Origin of the sequence: Pseudoalteromonas sp. UG3-2 (genome assembly GCF_037120705.1) — a bacterium.
Lineage (GTDB): Bacteria > Pseudomonadota > Gammaproteobacteria > Enterobacterales > Alteromonadaceae > Pseudoalteromonas.
The window spans coordinates 704,040-721,585 of the sequence record NZ_JAWLJU010000001.1 but is presented as its reverse complement, the minus strand read 5'-3'; the positions used below and the strand labels follow the sequence as shown (position 1 = coordinate 721,585).

Sequence of the window (17,546 nt, the reverse complement as noted above, 5' to 3'; positions counted from 1 at the left end):
AACTGAGTAGTGAGATGATTAGAAAAATTTTACAGTACATATTTCTTGGCTTGGCGGTATACGTCACTGTGGTATTTCTAGTGATCAATTACTACAAAGACGATCCACAAGCGATGATTTGGCAAGACCGTGAGGCATTTAATAATCGTTTTATAGAAAACCTGAGCTTAGAACAGCAAACTGAGTTAGCAGATGTCTTAGACACGCTCGGCAGCCCAGATCTTACTTATGTAAAAAAGGTGGATGGCGAGGTTTTACAAATCTTGTTCTATCGCACCCAATTGGTGAAACCTGACGGCATTACCACAGAGGATGAGTGTACGGGCATGTTGTTTGAAAACAACGTACTGAAACTGTGGGGGCCAGGAGCACGAGTTGCTTTTGATAAAGCGTCGAACTAATGGATAAACGTCTTTCTGTCAGCAGAACGTTGGCCGCAATCGCCACTGGCACTCATAAAGTATTGCGTCTATATTACCATAAAGAAAAGTGGCCAACCATTTACCCTACCCTAGTCAAGCTTGCTCAGCTTTACATTGACTGTTATGAAGCGGCACCCGGTGCCATGCATGCGCAATTGGGTTTATACAGTAAAGATTTAGGTTACAGTAGCAATTTGGTTATCAACCAAAATGTGCTGGTCTGCATGGCTTGCCATGGTCTTAAGTACTCTCGTGAAGTGACGGAAGAATTATTGTTGGCCAGTTTTGCCGATTATTTATGTGTCGCCAAGGAAAGTGACAAACGGGCTGCAGGCAAAAAGCTAAACCCACAACAAGAAAAACTCTGGCTTCGGCGTCATCAGTTTGCCGTAAAAATCCTCGCCGATGCCAACACGCCAAATTTACAATGCTTACGGGTGTTGTCACGGTTAACCAGCTATGATGCTAGGTTGGTCGCTTCTAGCCATCATCGCTTTAACGATCATGCCTCTTTAGTGGTTGCCGTCGCGCACCGACTGGCCATGTTTATTACGCCCAATGCCAAAACCAAACAACTGGCTTTCGATAAAGCTATTAAGCTTTTATATTGCAATCAACATTATAGCTTTGCATTGAAAATACTCAGTGCCATAGCACAACGTTTCGCTCAGCACCCAGCTGCATTACTCTGCCAGCTTAATCAACAGACGGGCTTGTTGGTTCATGTTAGCGGCAAAGAAAAATTGCTTGCGATAATTGAAAATGATGAAGCGCGAAAATTGGCAAAAGCCAATCGGCGTTTTGACTTTCACTGTGGCTGCACCACCGTCAGTGGTCCACAACTAAGCTTTAAAGTGTGGCAACGGGCATTATTAGAAAGGAAACAGCCTTTTGGGATCGATCAGAGTCATTTATTGCAGGCCGTTGCGGCTTTATCGCAGAGTCATTTTCAAAGTTTCCGCGCGCTGGAAAACCTAATAAGCCAATTTGATAGCGTCAGCCGTGCTATTCAAGTGGCTGCTAGACAATATAACAGAGAAAACCTCAAGGCTTCCTCAGTTCGCCACTCGCTGGCTATGGTTGGGCTTGATGCTGCGGGGTTATTATCACAACGGGTGTTATTAGAACAGGTAATGACGGCGCAGCAACTTCCATTTAGTGAAGATGTGTTGCATAAATATGGCCAATTAACCCAATTAATTGCGCTTTATGTAGGTGATAATTATGGTGAAAAGTTTGAACGTTTACTCTCTCCTTTTGCTGCAGTGGTTGCTTTTATTGTATTAAAGCAAGGGGTTGAAGTGCAGCATACCATGGCCAAACAACTTAAAGATTTCTCCGATGAGGTCATATCCATTGCTCAATTATTTGGCATTCAGCAGCTTAACAAAGATCAGCTTACGGATTTCACTGAGCAATATTTTCAAGGCAGTATCTTACATAAAGCACTACTCGACAGCGAGTTAAACGCTCGCTCACAGGTAAACTCACAAACCAAGCCCTTTATCTTTATTAAGTTACAACTGATGCAGATTTTATCCCCGGATTGGCAGCCAAGTAGCTGGCAAAAGCAGTTGATGACTGAAGTAATCGCAGACAGTCGCTTTGACGATGGTAAATCCTTTGCTAATGCCATCCAAGAGGCGGGTTTTTATTCATATATAGGCTGATATTTATTCTATAAATAGAATTAATAACAAGCATAAATATAAGATATGATTATTTGTCATTCCATACTGGAATAAGGCGAAATTAATTGCTATAAAACGCGGTTTAAACAAGCGAGCACACACCCAACGCTATTTATACTACACTTAGACAGCATTTACCCTTGGGTGTAACACTACTTTTGATAAAGGAAAAAACATGGCAGAGCAAACCATCACAGTTATTCGTGGCGACGGCATTGGCCCAAGCATTATCGATTCTGCAATTGAGATCTTAAAAGCCGTTGGTTGTGACTATGACTATGAATACGTAGACGCCGGCCTTGCTGCGTTAGAAAAAACCGGTGAGTTACTACCACCAGCCACGCTTGAAGCGATTGAGCGTAATAAAATCACCCTAAAAGGCCCATTAACGACTCCTGTGGGTGAAGGCTTTACTTCAATCAATGTAACACTTCGTAAGCACTTTGGTTTGTATGCCAATGTTCGTCCTGTTAAATCTTTTGAAGGTACTAAAGCACGTTATGATGACATTGATATCATCACGGTTCGTGAAAACACTCAGGGCATGTACTCAGGTCTAGGTCAAGTAGTGTCAGAAGACGGCAACGAAGCGGAAGCCATGTCCAAAATCACTCGTGAAGGTGCCGAGAAGATCGTAACTTTTGCATACGAGTTGGCTAAACGTGAAGGTCGTAAAAAGGTAACTGCGGTACACAAAGCCAATATCCTTAAGTCGACCTCAGGCCTATTCTTAAAAGTGGCTCGTGAAGTAGGTGAGCGTTATCCAGAGATTGAATCAGCAGAAATGATTGTTGATGCAACCTGCATGAAATTAGTTATGACTCCTGAAGAGTTTGACGTGATTGTTACCACTAATTTATTTGGTGATATCCTGTCAGATTTGTGTGCGGGTCTAGTTGGTGGTTTAGGCATGGCTCCAGGTGCTAACATTGGCAGTGACGCTGCCATTTTTGAAGCGGTTCACGGCAGTGCACCAGACATCGCAGGCAAGAACCTAGCTAACCCAACTTCTGTGATCTTAGCTGCAATCCAAATGCTAGAGTACCTTGGCGAAGCGGATAAAGCAGAGAAGATCCGTGCGGCAGTCGCGGATGTAATTAAAACAGGTGACCGCACAACCCGTGACCTTGGCGGCAGCCATGGTACAACTGACTTCACTCAAGCGGTAATTGAACGCCTATAATAAAAGTCAGAGCTTAGGCGGTAGCTATTTGTACCGCCTTCTTATAAAGCCCACCAGCGCACTTAGTGCAATTACGAAACTCATACTCCCTCCTGATGAACCCGTTGACTCGCCCTGCTCGTCTGTTGGCGGCGGCGTTGTTGGTGCAGCTGTAACGGTGATCTCTACGCTTCCAGTTACCGTTTGTCCAAGACCGTCACTTAAGCTCAAGACTACATTATATGTCCCCGCAGTGGCGTAACTGTGGCTGGTAGATAACCCCTGCCCTTGTTGGCCGTCACCAAAATCCCAGCTTGCTTGATAATTGCCATCCCCGCCAGTGGCGGCTGCCATGAAAGTAGCAGAAAGGTTGTTGGTTGTGGCACTGGCTTCTAAAGTAATTGGCACCTCTATGGATACGGTTGTGGTTTGCGAGCGTGATTGGTTGTCATCATCGCTAACTGTCACCTCTACTTGATAGTCACCGCTTAGGCTATAAGTATGTTCTACTACGGCACCAGTGGCGTTATTGCCTTCACCAAATTGCCACTCAATTTGATAGGGAGTGGATCCGCCAGAGACGGCAATTGAGAAAAGCACACTTTGGCCGCTTTGCGTCACAGTTAAATCGCTTAAGCTAAGTGGCGTCTGCACAACGTCAGTGATAGTCACCTGAGTTGCTAAGGTTTCAGCATTGCCCAGTTGATCTGTTTGGGTAAATGTAACGTCATACACCCCAGGCGATTGATAATTATGTGTCGTCGTTAACCTATCGCTACTATTACCATCACCAAACCGCCATAAAAACTGATCGCTTTCATTTAACAGTAAGCCCGAAGTACTAAAGTCAACGATGCTTTGGTTTATTTCACTGTTGATGCTAGGTGAACTTTGGTAGCTCAGTAATATTTCAGCTGCGCTGGCATCCTCTGTTATGGCAGTGAGTTCTATCGCGGCGCCGAATGCCGGCAGTTTCACCCCAGATTCTGGCTGTATGGCAAACTGATAATTTTCTCGGTCGTCAAACAAGCTTATTGCTGCTAAATCCTGATCGCCGAGCCCCGGCCGTTGTTGAGCCAATCGCATGGCGGCATCTCTTACTTGAATAATACTGCTCGCTGGGCTGGTGCCATCTGCTTTGTATATCGGTTGTTGATCGACATCAACCACTAACAGATCGCCACTACCTGGGTGCAGCGAAGTTGAATTATTATCAACATTATCATTACTATACCAAGCTAACACCCCTGTATTATAACTGGCCAGAGCCAAGCCCGCATCCAGTCCACGGTGTGAACGTAATTGGGCATAATAGGCGTGTGGCGCCATGGCACGATAGCTTGCCAACTTACGAAAGCCAGCATAATTGAGGTTGAAACCGGGTTCAGCGGTATTGCTGTAAATCACTTCTGTTGCTGTACTTATCTGCAAATTATCCACCAAAACCCCTTTGAGGGTGTCAATGGCGTCGGTCTGATATCTGAGTGTTACCGTCACTTCTTGAGTGCGATAAGAGGATAAATCAAACTCTAATGTTACTGGGTTGGCACCAAATACCGCAGACTCACCATCCATGTAATGCTTAATGCTGGGGTATATCGGGTGGCTTGATGAAGTGGTATTGCCGGCAATGGCTTCGCCGTTAACCAGCACTTGGAAAAAATCGTAATTAAGCTCAATGCTGTAGTTGGCTAACATGGACAAGGTAAGTTCATCACTGTCGGGTAGGCGAACAACAAAGCTAGCTTGATTGTTAAGTCCATCCCCTTGCCCGGAGTAATAATGGTAGTCTCCTGCTAATGGCGGAACAAACTCTTCTAACAATGGGGGAAGTGCTATTTTAACTTGATTGACCTGACCATTATTAACACTACTGTCAGAAAGAGTGAGAGTTTGGCCCGCGCTTAATTCTGGCAATGTAAATGTGCGTTGATTTAACCAGTTTCCTCCGTATTGTTGCTGTAAGTACTCTAAATTTTTTGCTGAAAATTGACTCGGTTTATCCCCTGATAACGCCCCTACGTAACTACCAGAAGACATCACAGACCATAGTGCAACTGGCTCGCCAATCGTATTGTCATTGAGGTCGTACTCATCCGGAAGTCCCAACTCATGGCCAAACTCATGCACCACCACACCAATCGCGGCATCAATGGGGTTAATGGTGTAATTAAACACCTTATAGTCACTTCCCGGTATATCGCGGGGTTGATTGCTGTTATTAAAGACGAAAAAACGGTGCGACCAAATGGCGTCAGTGCCTAACACTCCCCCTCCTGCCTCCTCGCCGATACTGGAATGAAATAGCATTACGTGATCGATAACACCGTCCGGCTCGAAGCGGTTACCATCGCCGTCTAAATCATGGAGGTCGGTGTTATCAAAGCTTGCTAAATCGATGTCATTATTGGCAACAGCCTTACTGATGGCCTCAAACACCAACTCTTCTGCTCTAAGATCACGCGTTTCGCCTTCTCGCTTACCATAATAGGCGGCGTTTTGGTCAGCACGGATCCAACCAATTACCGCGCCGGTTAATTGTAATGAGCCCCCAGATGCTGCTTGATAATATTGGGTGGCCGTTTGCAACACTTCACCATTTGGTCCGCTGTAGCCAGTATCGCTAAAAAGCAAATTGTTATAATGACTACTGGGGTAGCTTGGATAATACATATCCGTGTCAGACGGCTGTAACTGATTGTCATCATGGGGTAGATCGGAAAAGTCCACCAAAATGGCCAGTACTCGCGCTTGGTTTAAAACGGTGGCACTGCTGTTGATAGTTTGCTGTTGCCAGCGATTAGTTATTGTTGCCTGGGCTTTGACAACAAAAGGCGGTCTGATGGCTGCTTTTGGGGTCAAGTCGGCGACGTAGCGTTTTAGAATTTGCTCACGCTCATAGTCGCTTACTGACCTGCCTAATTGCTTTTCGTGCCAATAAATAATGCGTTCAGGGTTGACTGTTTGTGCCACAGTAACAGAGCTAAATAAGATGCTAAGCCAAAAAATGATAGTAGGTGAAAGTTGCATGAGTATGCCTCTTGATGAACCTGTTGTTAGTTTAGCAGTGTTATTGGTAACCACACCCTTGATAAAGGAATAAAAAATTCACAGGAAAGTTAATTTTAAATTGAAATGCTATATTTCATTATTTGAAATGGTATTAACTGGAATTACTATTCAATACTGTGTAGGCTAGTTAACAGTCAAATATAACAGGTAATGGTCATGCAACATTTATTTCAACTAATCGTTCTCGTGGTGGTACTGGTCTCAACATAGAGTTCAGCGGGGAGCTATTACTTGAAATAAATCACAAACCCCGCAACCAGCGGGGTTTTTTATTGAAAAAGCAAACATAACAGCAATACAGCAACGAGGAATGAGGCAATGGCAGAGCAATTTAATGGCTCAGAGCTGGTGGTAAAAGCGCTAAGCGCACTGAATGTAAGGTATATCTTTGGTTACCCTGGGGGTTCGGTGCTGGACTTGTACGACGCACTGTTTCAGCAAAATGACATCGAGCATGTACTAGTGCGCCATGAGCAAGCGGCTACCCATATGGCCGATGGTTATGCCAGAGCAACAGGCGAAGTAGGCGTGGTGTTGGCCACCAGCGGTCCTGGTGCGACTAACTGTGTTACCGGTATCGCTACCGCCTATATGGACTCTATTCCTATGGTAGTGCTTTCAGGCCAAGTTCCATCTAACCTGATTGGTGACGATGCTTTTCAAGAAACAGACATTGTCGGTTGTTCTAGACCCATTGTTAAGCACAGTTTTAACTGTCGCGATGCTGAGCAAATTCCGGCGGTGTTAGCAAAAGCATTTTACCTTGCTCGTTCAGGCCGGCCTGGGCCAGTTGTGGTTGAGCTGCCTAAAGACATATTGAATCCCGCACTAGGTTTTGATTTTATCATGCCTGATACAGTATCAATGCGCACCTACAACCCTAATGTTAAAGGTCATTCGAAACAGATCCGCAAAGCGGTTGATGCCATTATTGAAGCCAAAAGATTGGTGATCTATTCCGGTGGCGGCGTAGTACTGTCCAACACTTCACAGAAGCTTACCGAGTTGGTTGAAAAACTTAATGCGCCTATCACCAACACCTTGATGGGTTTGGGGGGGATCAGTGGCACTCACCCTAATTTCATTGGTATGTTAGGCATGCATGGCAGCTTAGAAGCCAACAAAGCCATGGCCAATGCCGATGTTATTTTGGCACTCGGTGCACGCTTTGACGACCGCGTCACCAACAACGTTAAAAAGTTTTGTCCTAACGCTAAAATTGTTCACGTTGATGTCGACCCCACGTCTATTTCAAAAACCATCAAAGCGCACATTCCCGTGGTGGGTTGTTTAGACACCGTGATAGAACAATTACTTACTGGGATAGAGCGCAGTGAAAAGCGCATTGATAGAGCTGCGCAAGAGGATTGGTGGCAACAAATCACGGTATGGCGTTCACAACAATGCTTGGCATACACCCCAGGGGTTGAAAAAATTAAGCCACAAACTGTCATTGAGTCGCTTTACCAGTTAACCGATGGCAATGCTTACGTGTGCTCCGATGTCGGTCAGCACCAAATGTTTGCCGCGCAATATTATCCATTCAAATCACCACGGCAATGGATTAATTCCGGAGGCCTTGGCACCATGGGATTTGGCTTGCCGGCCGCGATGGGCGTGAAAATGGCATTTCCTGACAACGAAGTGCTTTGTGTTACTGGCGATGGCTCTATTCAGATGAACATACAAGAGTTATCCACCTGTTTACAGTATGGTTTGGCTGTCAAAGTGGTTTCACTAAATAACCGTTCCCTTGGCATGGTAAGGCAATGGCAAGACATGATGTATGAAGGTCGTCATTCCAGTTCTTACATGGAATCTTTACCTGATTTCGTCGCACTAGCAGAAAGTTACGGCCATGTTGGGATCCGCGTTGATACACCAGAGCAATTAGCGCCAGCACTTGAACGGGCCTTTGCAATCAAAGATAGATTGGTGTTTTTAGACATTTTGGTCGACGAGTCAGAGCATGTTTATCCGATGCAAATAAAGCAAGGTGCTGTGGACGAAATGTGGTTGAAAAAGGGAGTAAGAGCATAATGAAAAGAATTTTGTCCATTTTACTTGAAAACGAACCGGGTTCACTGTCTAGAATTGTGGGACTGTTTTCGCAACGGGCCTATAACATTGACAGTTTAACCGTGGGAACTACAGCGGATAAAACCTTATCGCGGATCACCATTACCACGCAAGGGGATGACAGAATTGTTGAGCAGATCACCAAACAAGTAAACAAAATTGTCGATGTACTCAAAGTCATCGATTTAACTGAAATGCAGCATATCGAGCGCGAATTGCTGTTGGTGAAAGTATTTGCTCGCGATGAAGCCACGCGCGCGGCCATTAACCGCGTCGCGGATGTTTTTCAGGCTGTGATCATCGATATGGGTAAACAAAGTTATATTTTGCAAATGGTGGCTGACAGCGAGCGGCTCGAGTCGTTTTTGGATTTATTACGCCATGAAAGTGACCTGATTGAATTGGTACGCTCTGGCGCCGTAGGTATTGGTCGCGGTGACAAAGCACTGAAAGGCTAATTTACTCTAAAAGCACAACTGGCTATAATCGCGCAATTGTTCGCAATAAGGTAATAACATGGAACTTGCGCGATTTTGGCAACTAGTGACAGCACCAACACAATGTAACGACAACAGCTACCTCAATGAGCGACTGCAAGTGCTTTCAAGTGAAGAGCTCGCAAAGTTCGATGGCATTTACAGTAAAGAGCTTAGAGCTTTATGGCATTGGGATAATTGGAAAGTGGCCTATGTGATTGCCGGCTGCAACAGTGAATATGATTTTCTTGATTTCTGCAATTGGGTGATCAGCCGCGGGCCAGATGCCGTCAGTGTGTTAACCGCAGAGCCTGATAACCTGGCAGAGAAATTCAATATTGCTTATAAAGATGATCTACCCTACCCGTTTATTGACGAGCTCGATTTGGTCGCTGGTTTATTGTATGAGCAAAAGAGCGACGCAGAGTTACCCTACCACAGTGTGATCAACTTTCCTCCGCAAGGTAAAAAGTTTAAAAACAAACCCAAGCAACTCAAAGCCGAACTTCCCAAGCTATATGCGCAGTTTTGGTTAGGGTAAAGCCGTAACAGCTAAGCCAACGTGATCTGGCTTAGCGGCAAATTGTGGCTAAATCTGGCTGTGTACCCAGGCTTTAATTTTATCTTCCAGAATGGGCATGGGTAATGCGCCATCAATTAAAATTTGGCTATGAAATGCCTTAATATCGAATTTGTCGCCTAAGGCCTTTTCACTGTAGTCTCTTAATTCTTGAATTTTGAATTGCCCTACCTTATAAGAGACCGCTTGACCAGGCCAGCCTATGTATCGCTCAACCTCGGCGGTAACATCCGACTCTGCCATGGAAGAATTGTCGAGCATAAATTCAATGGCTTGCTCGCGACTCCAGCCTTTAGCATGAATACCGGTATCAACCACAAGACGCATGGCACGAAGTTGCTCATCGACTAAACGGCCATACCACATCATAGGATCGGTAAATAACCCTAAAGACTTGCCTAAACTCTCTGCATACAATGCCCAACCTTCTGCGAATACCGTGTAGCCGCCAAATTTTCTAAAGCTCGGTAACCCCTCCACTTCTTGCTGTAAAGCAATCTGAAAATGGTGGCCGGGGGCCGCTTCGTGGATTGAAAGGGTCTCCACTAAAAATTTTGGCTGTGCTTTTAAATTATGGGCATTGATGTAGAACACGCCGGGTCGGCTACCATCTGGTGCTGGCGCAGCATAGGATGCTCCTGCCGCCGATTGCGCTCGGTACGCTTCAACCAATTTTACCTCGTAATCTGCTTTTGGCTGAATATTGAATAATTGTGGTACTCGTGCATCGATCTTTTGTTTTACGTCTTCGTAAGCGGCGATGAGCTCATCAGCGGAGTTAAAATAGAATTGTTCATCTTCACGAAGAAAGGTAAAGAAAGCTTGAAGATCGCCATCAAATTGCATCTGCTCTTTAACCCACTCCATTTCACTGCGGATCCGCGCGACTTCTTCTAGGCCTAATTGGTGGATTTCATCGGCGCTTAATTGCAGCGTGGTGTGGTTAGCGATTTGATATTCATACCAGGCTTTGCCATTCGGCAGAGCACTGTAACCAACAGAGTCACGACTATTGGGTAAATACTCTTGTTTAAGGAAGTCGGTCATATCACGATAGGCAGGTACCAAGGTGTTCACCACCATGTCTTGGTATTGCGCCTTAAGCTGTTGTTTTTCAGCGTCACTGAAGCTTTCTGGGAAATTGTTGATTGGGCCCCAAAAAACGGATTTCGTTGCGTCGCTTACCACATGAGATTCAAACTGCGGGATGAGTTTTTTTGTGAGCGCTTTTGGCAACACTACGCCCACTTCTATGCCTTGGCGCATATTAGTCTTTACGCCGTCAAGCCAGACGACAAAGCCTTGTGCACGTTGAATAAAGTCTTGATAGTCTTTTACGCTATTAAATGGCTGCGCGCTTTGCCCTGAGCCAAAGCCGGCAAAAATGTTATGCATGCCTGACATTTGGTTGATTGGCATTAGGTGACTTGGGAACTCAAAGCCTTGTAAACTAAAAGCAAGATCGCGCTTAAGAATTTCATAGCTTAGTTTTGCTTGGCCACTGAGTTTACTGGCGTCTACCTGGTTTAGTTTGGCTTGGTACTTTTGCAGCAATGCTTTGCTCTGCGCCAGTGTTTCTGCTGTGGTTGGAGGGTTAAATTTATGGTTCACATTAGGCTTACCTAAGTAAGTACCATACACTGGGCTCATCGCCAGTGACTCTGCAAAATATTGCTCACTTAAGTCATTAACCAGTTGATTTTGGCTGATTGTTTGTTGTTGTGTGGCAACAACTTCCGTGTTGTGATTGATGGTTTGACATCCAGTTAGCGCCACTAGAATGGCCGCTGCGGTTAGGGAAATGGCTTTCATTGTTTTTCTCTTGGAACTAAGTTAGTAACTAGTTTGCCAGAGTTTGAATCAAAATTGCATGCTTATTTTGTAACGCAAGATGTGCTAGGTGAATTGCAGAAAATGACAGTGCCGCCACAACAGGCGACACCCTAGAATTACGCGCCGACGATAATTTTTAACATGCGGCGAAGTGGCTCAGCGGCGCCCCAAAGCAATTGGTCGCCCACAGTAAATGCGCTTATGTACATATCGCCCATGCTGAGCTTACGAATGCGCCCGATGGGGATATCCAAGGTGCCAGTGACATGCACAGGCGTTAATTGTTGAGTACTGGCATCACGCTCATTAGGAATGACTTTGACCCACTCATTATGCTCGGCCAGTATGGCTTCTATTTCGGCAACGCTGCGATTCTCTCGTAGCTTTATTGTTAGCGCTTGGGCGTGACAACGCATGGCACCCACACGGACACACAAGCCATCCACTGGAATAGGCTGTTTTGCCGAACCAAGAATTTTATTCGCTTCAACCTCGGCTTTCCATTCTTCTTTGCTTTGGCCTGACTCCATGGCAACGTCAATCCAAGGAATTAAGCTACCAGCCAGTGGTACGCCAAATTGATCTTGGGGTAATGCCTCGTCTTTAATTTTATCGGCCACTAGCTTATCGATTTCCAGAATAGCTGAGCTGGGGTCATCGAGCAGTGCTTTGACTGAGCTGTGAATTTCACCCATTTGAGTTAATAATTCACGCATATTTCGAGCACCAGCGCCAGAAGCGGCTTGGTAGGTCATTGGACTGACCCACTCGATTAAGTCTTGTTCAAATAAACCGCCCAGAGCAAGCAACATCAGTGAAACGGTACAGTTGCCACCGACAAAGGTTTTCACGCCCTGCTCCAAGCCTTGTTCAATAACATCGCGATTGACCGGGTCGAGTACAATGATACTGTCATTGGCCATTCGTAATGCCGATGCTGCGTCTATCCAATAGCCATCCCAGCCTTGTTCACGCAATGACGGGTATACGGCGTTGGTGTAGTCGCCACCCTGACAAGAAATAATAATGTCCATTTGCTGTAATGCTTCGGTATCAGTGGCATCCAGCAGTGGTTTTGCTTCTCCTGTACCTGCAAAACAAGGGCCAAGTTGGCCAGCTTGTGAGGTAGTGAAGAAATGGGCATCAATGCCGCTAAAATCATTTTCTTGTTGCATACGCTCCATCAGTACAGAGCCAACCATGCCACGCCAGCCGACGAGTCCTACTTTTTTCATATTTATGCCTTCATTCTGGTTAATACGGATCATTGCGTGAGTCGTATGTCTAGACGTCTACAATAGCAGGGAATAATTCGATGAGCCAGAGTGAAAAAGAGATTATTTGCAATAAAAAACCCCGCAGAGCGGGGTTTGGATACAACATGTAAAGGTTGTCCTAATTAAACGCCTAGCGTTTAAAAGAACTCGGTTCAATGACGGCTAAATTTTTCTTATATTTATCAACTAAAGCCTAGCAGGCGTATCTGACACAGACATTTAAATCTGTGTAACTTAATGAAGTATTTGAATATATTTTATTATAGCAACTATACACATAGTTACATCTGCACGTCTAGGAAAAAATGATGACTGTCGTAAAAACTTAACACTAGTTGATCTCAAACAAAAAAGCCAAGGACAGGCCTTGGCTTTGATTAAAGCTTAGTTGTTCATTAGAACTCGTAACTGTAGCTTACGCTAATGCCAGTACCCACATCCTTTTGTCGAACTATAATGTCTGACTGAGTGACTTCCTGATCTTCATCTAACAAGTTTTTGATTTTGAACTTCACTTTCGAGTTGAAGTCAGGATACCAAGTGTACACAAGATCTAAGGAATGGAACGGCTGTTCGAAGGCATCTTGACGACCGCCGATACCGGAAGCCAAAATACGCTCGCCAAAGACATTGTATACCAACGAGCCACTGTGTTGGCCGTCAGCAGAATCATAGTTAAGTTGTAGGTTAACCACGTATTCTGAGTGACCGGTCATACGCTTGGTTGGGTTGGTTAAGTTACCTGCCTTAGCAGGGTCAATGGCCACTTCAGAGTCACTTAAGGTAATATTACCTGAAGTAAATACGCCACTGACTACGGAGGATAAGTCGTATAACCATTCCGCCTCAATACCATACACTTCGCCCTCTTCACCGTTAACAAAGGTGGCGGTGTAGTCTTCATCACCAACACGTAAAACGGTTTCGATTGGCGCGGTGATATCCTTATAGAAAGCGGCTACCGAGAAGTTGTCACCGTTATCCATATAATACTCGAAGCGAGCATCGTAGTTTTTCAGGTCACTGCTTTGTAAGCCAGAGACACCGAAAGTACGAATATCGGTAAGCGGATCGTAGAACGCCACTGGAACCAGCTCACGTAAGTCAGGACGTACCGTGGTTTCACCATAACCCAAGCGGATTTGATAATCACCATCTGACAAGTATGTGAACGACAGCGCATTATAGAAGTCATCTTCATTAACCGTACCAGCAAGGATACGATCTTGGTCATAGATGGTTTCCATGGTTATGCGGTCAAAGATCAAGCTTGAAGTACCGATAGACACTTGTTTAAAGTCTTCATAGCGGATACCGCCACTTACACGCCAGGTGTTATCGAAGAACATATCAAATTCAGCATAACCGGCATCAATTTTTTGCGCCGCTAAGTAGTCATCCGCAGCAGGTGCTTGCGGTTCGTTGAAGGTTAATAAGAAATTATTGTTATCAACAAACTCATCACTCAGATAGCCCGTCATTGAATTAATGTTGCTGGCATCAAAGTTAATTGGAATTGGGATACCGGTGTTATTGTTCACCACAAAGTTACTGGTGTTGTAGACACGAGCACGGTCCATAAAGTCATAACCGGCCTTCAGTGTTACTTCAATTCCTGAGAAGGTCAGTGGTAAAGTGGCATTACCACTGTACGACTTGACGTTATCTTCCATGTCCGTGAATGAATACGAAACTCGGTTATCGTCACCAGTAACAATTGAATCTTGGTAAGCACCAGACTCATCATAGCCGTCGATAAACTTGTAGTCGATTTCGGTTGGGATTTCAGTTTCAGCCTTTGACTCGGTGTATTGCCAGTCAATGCCTAAGCCCCAATAATCCAAGAAGGTGTGCTGACCAATGACTTGATCAATATTCAGCGTGCGCTCTTCGTAATCGAACTCATGGCTACGTTGTGCTTCACCAGTACCAGCAATGGTGCGCACGGTACTGCCGTTAGGGCTTTGTAGTACCGAGATATCCGATTCACGCTCATTATCTTCAAGATAAATCTTAGAATAAGTGACGCTGTGCATATCAAGCTTGTAGCCCAAGTTGAATACGCCATTCATGCGCTCGGTTTCAGTGGTGACTTTAGACTCTTTTAATGTCACATAGCATGATGCCGATGCGTCTTCTGCGCTCTCAAGGGTAGTAGTACACCCTTCTAACAAGGTATCGTCAATCACGCCGGTTTTACGGTCGCTGTATTTCCAGTCATTATCGTAAGACCCTGCCACCATAACGCCAACCGTACCGCCAAGCCAAGGCTCGTCGAAGCTGTCGCCAATATTGGCTTTAACATCAAAGTTTGGATCTAGGGATTCTTGCTCTACTTTCAAATCACGAGGCAGTGACTTAACCAAGCCTTTAACAATGCTGGCTGCTTGTTCAGCGCGAGTGGCGTCGGCCGTATCCGTAATACCGTCCTTTGCAACGATTTCACCTAGGCGAAAATCACCGCGATACTTAATAACCGCATCTTGTAATACCTGTGGCACGCCTTCGGCGGCGCCGCTGTATACAAACCCTTCGTCGGAATTAAAGTTCTGGCCTACCCCCACTTCAATCCCTGCGGTAAACTCAGACGGCACCGACTTGGTGCGAATATCAATATTACCGCCACCAAAGGCTGCTGGCATTGAAGGAGAATAGGCTTTTTGTACCGCTAAACTCTCAATGATACTGGATGGGAAAATATCCAGTGGAATAACGTTTCGAGTCAAGTCGGGGCTTGGCACTGCCGCACCGTTTAAGCGCGCACTGGAGTAGCGCTCACCTAAGCCACGCACATAAATAAACTTGCCATCTACCAGGGTCAGGCCTGTTACCCGACGCAAAGCAGAAGCAGCATCACTATCACCGGTGCGAGAAAGTTGCTCTGCGCCTAAAATATCGGCAACAAACGCTTGGTTCTTTCTTTCTTCAATCACGGCTGCAGCACTACCTTGCAATCGAGTCCCTACCGCAACAACTTCTTCGATAGTTTGCTCTTCTTCTGCGATACTAGGCATAGAAGTCGCAACTGTTAGCGACGCACTTATCGCTAAAGCTACTTTTTTAAATTTCATTTGAGTATCCATTTGCAATCCTGCCAAAAATCATAAAAAAGGCGCAACGACTGCGCCTCAGTGGTAATAACGGGCGTTACTACCGATTATTAGTCAGCGTTTGAAGCGTCGATTGCTTTCTTAGCCCACTGATACCACTCTGAAGAAGTGTCCTGGTCAGACACTGCGCCGATGTAGTCAACCGTGGTGAAGAAATTATCGTTAAGAGCGCTTAGGTCGTTAGCGTCAATGGTGATTGCAGTTGAGCTGGTGTTAGTTGCAAAGCCGTCAGCGGCAAGTACGTCTTCAGCACCGCCTAGGATTAAGTTAGAACCGTCGTTACGGAACCACTCTTCTTTGCCTTCGCCCTGAGGTAATGTTTCAGAACCATTTTTGAAGTTCGCAGCACAAGCCAGTACTGAGTTAGCAAAGTTTAGGTTATCCGCTTCGGCATTGGCCGCTTCGTCTTTGTCAGAGTTTTTAAATTCTAGACATTCAGTGCCATTAGCAGCTTCTGCTTTTACTACTAGCGCGTTGTAGTACATACCGCGAATAGCATCGTCGAACTTCATACCTTGTGATGCGCTGTTATCACGGATAGATGAACCGTCTGTAGTTAGAACCGTCACGTTTGCGAAGTTAAGAGTAGAAGCTGGTGCTTGGTCATAATCTGCGCCACCGTTCTTTTCACCATCGGTTTCAAAACCGTTGTTACCCATGAAGCCTTCAGTGCCTGCTGGAATTAGCTGAGCGTTGCCGTCATCATCTGAGTATGTAACGTCTTGTTTCGTTTTGATAGTGCCGTGTTTAACCAAGATGAACTGGCCTTTACCTTGCCAACCGGCATCTACGTCAACCGCGTCATCTTGTGTATCTGTTACTACGATGTTCTTGATTGAAGCTGCGCCACCGAAGAACTCGATGCCATCGTCAAAGCCTTGGTGAATGTGAAGGAATTCAAAGCTAGAACCTGAACCCACTGCGTTTAACGTCAATGAGTTTAAGTCGTCACCGGCACCGCCATCACGAGGACCTGAACCGGCATACCAGATGTGAGCGTATTTGATTTGACCGCTGCTGTCGGCGTTATTGTTGCCGCCATAGTAGCTGGTGATACCTTCTGAATCCGAGTTACAGTTGTTAGCATCGCGCTCGGCATTAGTACATTCGTTAGTTAGACCAAAGCCGTTTACCATGATGCCACCCCAGTCAGCAAACTGAGCGCCAGTACCAGCTAGGTCAAACGCTTCAAATTCAGCTGCAGATGTAAAGCGAATAGGAGCATCGGCAGTACCAACGGCATCAATTTTAGCGCCACGTGCGATACGTACGATTGATTCACCTGATGTGAATGCCATTACAGTACCTGGCTCAATGGTTAGCGTTGGACCGTTCTCATCGATAGTACAACCGGTGGATGTATTACAGTCTTTACCGATTAGAAGTGCACCCTTGAATACGTGTGCGCCACCATTTTCCAGTGCAGAGAAGGTGATGTCTGATTCAATTTCGAGTGATTTAGAAGCAAACTCTGTGCTGTACACACAGTGTGGTGCTTGGAATTGACCTTGAACCTCAGTGCTGCCAACTGTGCGAGCTGTACAAGGGTTAGTTGTACCTGTGTCGCCGCCTGTGTCACCGCCAGTATTGCCGTTGCCTTCGTTGTTTGTTGTGTTGTTTGAATTATTAACACTGTTGTCATTGACAGTCGGTGTTACTTCGATATCACCACCACAACCAGTAAGGGCCATTGCTGCGACGATTGCAGACACTTTAAAGAGGTTTTTTAGTTCCATTGCTAACTCCAGTAGTAGACTTAAAATAAGTTATTATTTGCTGTGTTTATTTGATGTGACTAAATTAAAGGGGTTTTATTACGACAAGATTACATAAAATAGTTGTAA

11 protein-coding genes are annotated in these 17,546 nt (G+C 45.3%); 6 read left to right on the top strand and 5 right to left on the bottom strand.

Annotated features, from left to right (window positions below):
- Window positions 1-14: 14 nt before the first annotated feature.
- The 3 genes from R3P39_RS02865 (at window position 15) to R3P39_RS02855 (ending at window position 3,296) form a co-directional block, all read left to right on the top strand.
- Window positions 15-401 carry a DUF3192 domain-containing protein gene (locus R3P39_RS02865; RefSeq protein WP_336565508.1) on the top strand — a complete coding sequence of 129 codons (387 nt, stop codon included), beginning with the start codon at window positions 15-17 and terminating at the stop codon, window positions 399-401.
- Window positions 401-2,092 carry a hypothetical protein gene (locus R3P39_RS02860; protein ID WP_336565507.1) on the top strand — a complete coding sequence of 564 codons (1,692 nt, stop codon included), beginning with the start codon at window positions 401-403 and terminating at the stop codon, window positions 2,090-2,092. Before R3P39_RS02865 ends, R3P39_RS02860 begins: the two co-directional genes overlap by 1 nt.
- A gap of 196 nt (window positions 2,093-2,288) precedes the next feature.
- Window positions 2,289-3,296: an isocitrate dehydrogenase gene (locus R3P39_RS02855; protein WP_336565506.1), complete on the top strand. Its 1,008-nt coding sequence runs from the start codon at window positions 2,289-2,291 to the stop codon at window positions 3,294-3,296.
- Window positions 3,297-3,320: 24 nt separating this feature from the next.
- On the opposite strand, the gene R3P39_RS02850 is transcribed toward R3P39_RS02855, so the two are convergent.
- Window positions 3,321-6,305, bottom strand: a complete 2,985-nt coding sequence (locus tag R3P39_RS02850) for an immune inhibitor A domain-containing protein (RefSeq protein WP_336565505.1) — start codon at window positions 6,303-6,305, stop codon at window positions 3,321-3,323.
- Between the two features lie 360 nt (window positions 6,306-6,665).
- Between R3P39_RS02850 and R3P39_RS02845 the strand changes: the two genes are divergently transcribed.
- From R3P39_RS02845 to R3P39_RS02835, 3 genes are read left to right on the top strand one after another with little or no spacing between them, the layout of a single operon-like run.
- Complete coding sequence (locus tag R3P39_RS02845; protein ID WP_336565504.1) at window positions 6,666-8,387, top strand: acetolactate synthase 3 large subunit; 1,722 nt, start codon at window positions 6,666-6,668, stop codon at window positions 8,385-8,387.
- The gene (ilvN, locus tag R3P39_RS02840) at window positions 8,387-8,884 is read left to right on the top strand and encodes an acetolactate synthase small subunit (protein ID WP_336565503.1); all 498 of its coding nucleotides are present in this window, start codon (window positions 8,387-8,389) and stop codon (window positions 8,882-8,884) included. Before R3P39_RS02845 ends, ilvN begins: the two co-directional genes overlap by 1 nt.
- Window positions 8,885-8,942: 58 nt before the next feature.
- On the top strand, window positions 8,943-9,443 hold the full coding sequence (locus R3P39_RS02835; protein WP_336565502.1) for a DUF4240 domain-containing protein: 501 nt from the start codon (window positions 8,943-8,945) through the stop codon (window positions 9,441-9,443).
- A gap of 48 nt (window positions 9,444-9,491) precedes the next feature.
- Here the strand turns inward: R3P39_RS02835 and R3P39_RS02830 are convergent, their stop codons facing one another.
- From R3P39_RS02830 to R3P39_RS02815, 4 genes are all read right to left on the bottom strand, one after another.
- Window positions 9,492-11,294 carry a DUF885 domain-containing protein gene (locus tag R3P39_RS02830; RefSeq protein WP_336565501.1) on the bottom strand — a complete coding sequence of 601 codons (1,803 nt, stop codon included), beginning with the start codon at window positions 11,292-11,294 and terminating at the stop codon, window positions 9,492-9,494.
- A gap of 137 nt (window positions 11,295-11,431) precedes the next feature.
- Window positions 11,432-12,550 (bottom strand): aspartate-semialdehyde dehydrogenase, encoded by a 1,119-nt coding sequence (asd, locus tag R3P39_RS02825; RefSeq protein ID WP_336565500.1) that lies wholly within the window; start codon window positions 12,548-12,550, stop codon window positions 11,432-11,434.
- A 437-nt stretch (window positions 12,551-12,987) separates the two neighbouring features.
- A complete protein-coding gene (locus R3P39_RS02820; protein WP_336565499.1) occupies window positions 12,988-15,675 on the bottom strand; it encodes a TonB-dependent receptor plug domain-containing protein in 2,688 nt (895 codons plus the stop codon).
- A 77-nt stretch (window positions 15,676-15,752) separates the two neighbouring features.
- The gene (locus tag R3P39_RS02815) at window positions 15,753-17,438 is read right to left on the bottom strand and encodes a hypothetical protein (RefSeq protein WP_336565498.1); all 1,686 of its coding nucleotides are present in this window, start codon (window positions 17,436-17,438) and stop codon (window positions 15,753-15,755) included.
- Window positions 17,439-17,546 lie beyond the last annotated feature (108 nt).

What these genes read in the sequence shown, in the direction of transcription:
- R3P39_RS02865 (WP_336565508.1), top strand. Translation starts at nt 15, where the DNA reads ATGATTAGAAAAATTTTACAGTACATATTTCTTGGCTTGGCGGTATAC.
- R3P39_RS02860 (WP_336565507.1), top strand. Translation starts at nt 401, where the DNA reads ATGGATAAACGTCTTTCTGTCAGCAGAACGTTGGCCGCAATCGCCACT.
- R3P39_RS02855 (WP_336565506.1), top strand. Translation starts at nt 2,289, where the DNA reads ATGGCAGAGCAAACCATCACAGTTATTCGTGGCGACGGCATTGGCCCA.
- R3P39_RS02850 (WP_336565505.1), bottom strand. Translation starts at nt 6,305, where the DNA reads ATGCAACTTTCACCTACTATCATTTTTTGGCTTAGCATCTTATTTAGC.
- R3P39_RS02845 (WP_336565504.1), top strand. Translation starts at nt 6,666, where the DNA reads ATGGCAGAGCAATTTAATGGCTCAGAGCTGGTGGTAAAAGCGCTAAGC.
- ilvN (WP_336565503.1), top strand. Translation starts at nt 8,387, where the DNA reads ATGAAAAGAATTTTGTCCATTTTACTTGAAAACGAACCGGGTTCACTG.
- R3P39_RS02835 (WP_336565502.1), top strand. Translation starts at nt 8,943, where the DNA reads ATGGAACTTGCGCGATTTTGGCAACTAGTGACAGCACCAACACAATGT.
- R3P39_RS02830 (WP_336565501.1), bottom strand. Translation starts at nt 11,294, where the DNA reads ATGAAAGCCATTTCCCTAACCGCAGCGGCCATTCTAGTGGCGCTAACT.
- asd (WP_336565500.1), bottom strand. Translation starts at nt 12,550, where the DNA reads ATGAAAAAAGTAGGACTCGTCGGCTGGCGTGGCATGGTTGGCTCTGTA.
- R3P39_RS02820 (WP_336565499.1), bottom strand. Translation starts at nt 15,675, where the DNA reads ATGGATACTCAAATGAAATTTAAAAAAGTAGCTTTAGCGATAAGTGCG.
- R3P39_RS02815 (WP_336565498.1), bottom strand. Translation starts at nt 17,438, where the DNA reads ATGGAACTAAAAAACCTCTTTAAAGTGTCTGCAATCGTCGCAGCAATG.